Source organism: Gluconobacter sp. DsW_056 (assembly GCF_002153595.1).
Taxonomy (GTDB): domain Bacteria; phylum Pseudomonadota; class Alphaproteobacteria; order Acetobacterales; family Acetobacteraceae; genus Gluconobacter; species Gluconobacter albidus.
In genome coordinates this window covers 1-334 of sequence record NZ_JOPF01000046.1, presented here as the reverse complement: position 1 = coordinate 334, position 334 = coordinate 1, and the positions used below count along the sequence as shown (strand labels likewise).

Here is a 334-nt window from a genome sequence, read left to right as displayed (position 1 = left end):
AGCAACTGTGTTTAAGCGGCGGAGCTAATGCGCCATGGCAGGCCTGTTTTGAGGACGGCGTTGGCGATTGTGATGAGACGCCGTGCGATAGCGACGATCACCAGTTTATGTGGCTTACCCCGCTGTTTCATGCGTTTGGCGACAGCTTTCAGAACAGGATTATGGCAGGCAGCTGCCAATCCTGCCTGGAACAGGACGTGACGGAGAGATCTTCTTCCCCCTGAAATGACACGTTTCCCCCGCATCGCGCCACTATCGTGAGCCACTGGTGCAAGTCCGGCCATGGCAGCAGCTTCTGTCGCCGTCATACGGCCGAGTTCCGGCATTTCTGCGA

The 334-nt window shown here is 57.2% G+C and carries 1 protein-coding gene; it reads right to left on the bottom strand.

The window, feature by feature from the left end; translation table 11 throughout:
• Positions 1–11 precede the first annotated feature (11 nt).
• On the bottom strand, positions 12–334 hold a 323-nt coding region (locus tag HK22_RS14875), incomplete at its 5' end, for a transposase (protein WP_143412447.1).